General features: G+C 67.0%; 5 protein-coding genes. 4 read left to right on the top strand and 1 reads right to left on the bottom strand.

The genetic code is table 11. From position 1 onward, the window contains the following. From ABYB95_RS20470 to ABYB95_RS20455, 4 genes are all read left to right on the top strand, one after another. Positions 1 to 969 (top strand): ABC transporter permease (locus tag ABYB95_RS20470; RefSeq protein WP_372661211.1); only part of this gene is annotated, 969 nt, incomplete at its 5' end. 42 nt (positions 970 to 1,011) lie between these two features. Further along, positions 1,012 to 1,656: an ABC transporter ATP-binding protein gene (locus ABYB95_RS20465; protein ID WP_372661207.1), complete on the top strand. Its 645-nt coding sequence runs from the start codon at positions 1,012 to 1,014 to the stop codon at positions 1,654 to 1,656. Between the two features lie 72 nt (positions 1,657 to 1,728). Beyond that, entirely contained in the window at positions 1,729 to 2,076 is a 348-nt protein-coding gene (locus tag ABYB95_RS20460) for a heavy metal-binding domain-containing protein (RefSeq protein WP_372661204.1), read from the top strand. 19 nt (positions 2,077 to 2,095) lie between these two features. Continuing rightward, positions 2,096 to 2,542 (top strand): hypothetical protein, encoded by a 447-nt coding sequence (locus ABYB95_RS20455; protein ID WP_372661201.1) that lies wholly within the window; start codon positions 2,096 to 2,098, stop codon positions 2,540 to 2,542. Between the two features lie 101 nt (positions 2,543 to 2,643). Here ABYB95_RS20455 and ABYB95_RS20450 read toward each other — a convergent pair. Beyond that, positions 2,644 to 3,035: lytic murein transglycosylase (locus ABYB95_RS20450; protein ID WP_372661198.1), on the bottom strand; the 392-nt coding region annotated here is incomplete at its 5' end.

Below are 3,035 nucleotides of genomic sequence, written 5' to 3'. Positions count from 1 at the left end.
TACACCCTGGTGGCGCACGAACTGGAGCTGGCGCAAGCCGGTGTGTTGGCGGTGTGGATGTTGGCGCTCAACGGCGCGGTGGCACTGGCCTATGCGTGGATAGAAAAGCGGCTGGCCGCACCCGGCCGTGTGGTGCCGCTGCCGCGCCAGCGCCCCAGCAGCCTGGGGCAACGGGCCGCGCTGGCGCTGGCGTTGTGCATCTTGCTGCTGGTGTGCGCCGCGCCCTTGCTGGCGATTCTGGGGCGTGCATTTTCGGCGCTGGTGTGGGGGCAGGGCGCAGCCGTGTTGTTGGAAGCCGATACCTTGGCCGCTTTGTGGAACACCGTGCGTTTTTCGGTGCTGGCCGTGCTGCTGGCCACGGTGCTCGGCCTGACCCACGCGCTGGCGGTGCGTGCGCTGGACGCAGCGGGTCGGGTCTACGGCGCGAGCGGCACGGTCGGCGCAGGCGCCCTGGTGTGGCGCGCGGCGGCCTTTCTGCCTTTCGTGGTCTCGCCGGTCACGGTGGCTTTTGGCCTGCTGTTGCTGTACCCGCAGTGGACGGCCAGCCTGGGCCTGCTGGTCGCGGCGTACGCGCTGCTGGCCTATCCCTTCGTGGCCAAGTCCATCACCGTGGCGCTGGACAGCCTGCCCGCGCACTACGCGCAAGCCGCAGCCAGCCTGGGTGCACGGCCCTGGCGCTTGTTCTGGCGTGTCACGCTGCCCCTGGTGTCTCGGGCGTTGCGCCGCGGCATGGCCTTTGCCGCTGCCACCGCCTTGGGCGAGTTCGCCGTCACCTTGTTTTTGTCGCGGCCCGAGTGGACCACCCTGACCACCTTGATCTACCAGCGCCTCGGGCGCCCCGGCGCCGCCAATCTGGACGCCGCGCTGGTGTTGGCCTGCCTGCTCATGGCGTTGGCACTGCTCGCCTTTTTGCTGATCGAAGGACCGCAGGCCCAGCCCGATCGGGCGCCGCCCCGGCCTTCGGCCTGAACCGGCCCAAAGCCTGCGAGACCACTATCCTGGAACACCACCATGCTGGAATTGCGCGACATCCGTAAACAATGGGACCACCGTCCCCTGATCGACGGCGTGAACCTCACCGTGCAAGCGGGCGAGACCGTGGCCTTGCTCGGCGCGTCGGGCAGCGGTAAAAGCACTTTGCTGAAGATCGTGGCGGGCCTGGATGCACCCGAAGCGGGCAGCGTGTGGTACGACGGAGTGGACATCACCCGCTTGCCACCCGAGCGGCGCGGCTTTGCGCTGATGTTCCAGGACTTCGCGCTGTTCCCGCACCTGAGCGTGCAAGACAACGTGGCTTTTGGCCTGGTGGAGCAGGGCCGCAAGCGCCGCGACGCGCGCGAACTGGCCCGCACCATGCTCGAACGTTTCGGTCTCGGCGCCCAGGCCCAGGCGCGGGTCTGGACCCTCTCTGGCGGCGAGCAGCAGCGCGTGGCCTTGGCGCGTGCCCTCATCACCCGGCCGCGCGCGCTGTTGCTGGACGAGCCGTTTTCCGCGCTGGACGCCACCTTGCGCGAGCAGTTGCGCACCGAATTCCGCGAGCGCATCGCAGCCGCCGGCATGACCGCGATCCTGGTCACGCACGATGCCGCCGAGGCCCGCGCCATGGCCGGGCACGCCTGGGGCATGGAGGGTGGACGGTTGGTGCCGCTTTGGTGAACGACTGGCTGGCACAATGAACCGGCACCCATGGGGTTGCCACCACTTTTGCCATTTCAAGGAATTCTGAACATGGGCTGGTTCTCCAAAAACACCGAAGGCTTTTTCCTCAGCACCACCACACCACCCGGCATCGGCCTCGACCAGTACCTGGGTGTGGTCAACGGCGAGGCCATCATCGGCGCCAACATCTTTCGCGATCTGTTTTCTTCGGTGCGCGATGTGGTCGGTGGCCGAGCCGGGGGTTACGAACGCGCGCTATCGGGCGCGCGCGATGCCGCGCTGGACGATCTGATCGAGGCCGCCAAGGAGCGCGGTGCCAATGGCGTGATCGGCATCGATTTTGACTACGAAGTGCTGGGCGAAACCAACGGCATGATGATGGTGGCCGTGAGCGGCACCGCTGTGAAACTGCCCTGACCCGGAAAAACCAAGATACATGGACGCCTACATCATCATCGGCAACGCCAACACCCGCAAAGCCTCGCTGGTTCGCAGCCTATCCGGTTGCTTCAACCGCAGCGTGCGCGACATCCAGCTGCAAGGCCCCAAGAAACCACAACGGTTCTATGCCCGGGTAGGTGCCTTGCAAGACACGCGCACCACGGTCGAACAGTTTGTGGCCGAGGTCGCCAAGGCGCGTTGCGAGGCCGTGCTTTTTTGCCTGTCGCCCGGCGCCAACAAGACCGATCTGCTGGAGTACCCGGACGCACAAACCTATGTGGCCGAACTGCGGGCATTGCGCTGGCACATCAAGGCGATTGCCGTGCTGGGCCAAAACAGCGGCGGCGTGCACGCGCCCAATCTGCGGCAATACACCCATGCGCCAGCGGCGGCCGTGAACGTGACGGCCAAGGACGTACGGGCCCAGTTTGGGTGGGTGTGAGCTGGGGCGCTGCGGTGGGCTTGCTGCGCAGATTCAACGCGAATCTGCGTCGGTAAGAGAGCAGGTCCAAACGCTGCGCGGTGACCAACAGTGTGGTTTGTTCAACCCCCGCTACGCAGCGCATTCAACAGCTTCTGTCCCCCGCGCCCGCTGGCTTCCTGACCCAGCCGCGCCTGTTCGATGCGGATCGCGGCCCGGCTTTTTTCGCCGAGCATGCCGTCCACCACGCCAATGTCGTGTCCACGCAGGATGAGCAGGCCTTGCAGTTCGCGCCGCTCGGCGCGGGAGAGGCCGGCGTCGTCGGTGGGCCACGGGGAGGTGAAGGGGCCGGCGCCGCGCAGGCGGTCGCTCAGGTGGGCGATGGCCAGACCGTAACTTTCCGAGGCGTTGTAGCTGTAGATGGCGTCGAAGTTGCGCAGCGCCAGAAAGGCCGGGCCGGTGGGGCCGGCTGGGGTGAGCAGGCCTGCGCTGCCGGCGTCGGCGGGCAGCGCCG

The sequence above is a fragment of the Hydrogenophaga sp. genome, from assembly GCF_041633695.1.
Classification (GTDB): Bacteria; Pseudomonadota; Gammaproteobacteria; order Burkholderiales; family Burkholderiaceae_C; genus Hydrogenophaga.
Note: the sequence above shows the minus strand (reverse complement) of the source record. Positions and strands in the feature narration are given on the sequence as shown.

What these genes read in the sequence shown, in the direction of transcription:
- ABYB95_RS20465 (WP_372661207.1), top strand. Translation starts at nt 1,012, where the DNA reads ATGCTGGAATTGCGCGACATCCGTAAACAATGGGACCACCGTCCCCTG.
- ABYB95_RS20460 (WP_372661204.1), top strand. Translation starts at nt 1,729, where the DNA reads ATGGGCTGGTTCTCCAAAAACACCGAAGGCTTTTTCCTCAGCACCACC.
- ABYB95_RS20455 (WP_372661201.1), top strand. Translation starts at nt 2,096, where the DNA reads ATGGACGCCTACATCATCATCGGCAACGCCAACACCCGCAAAGCCTCG.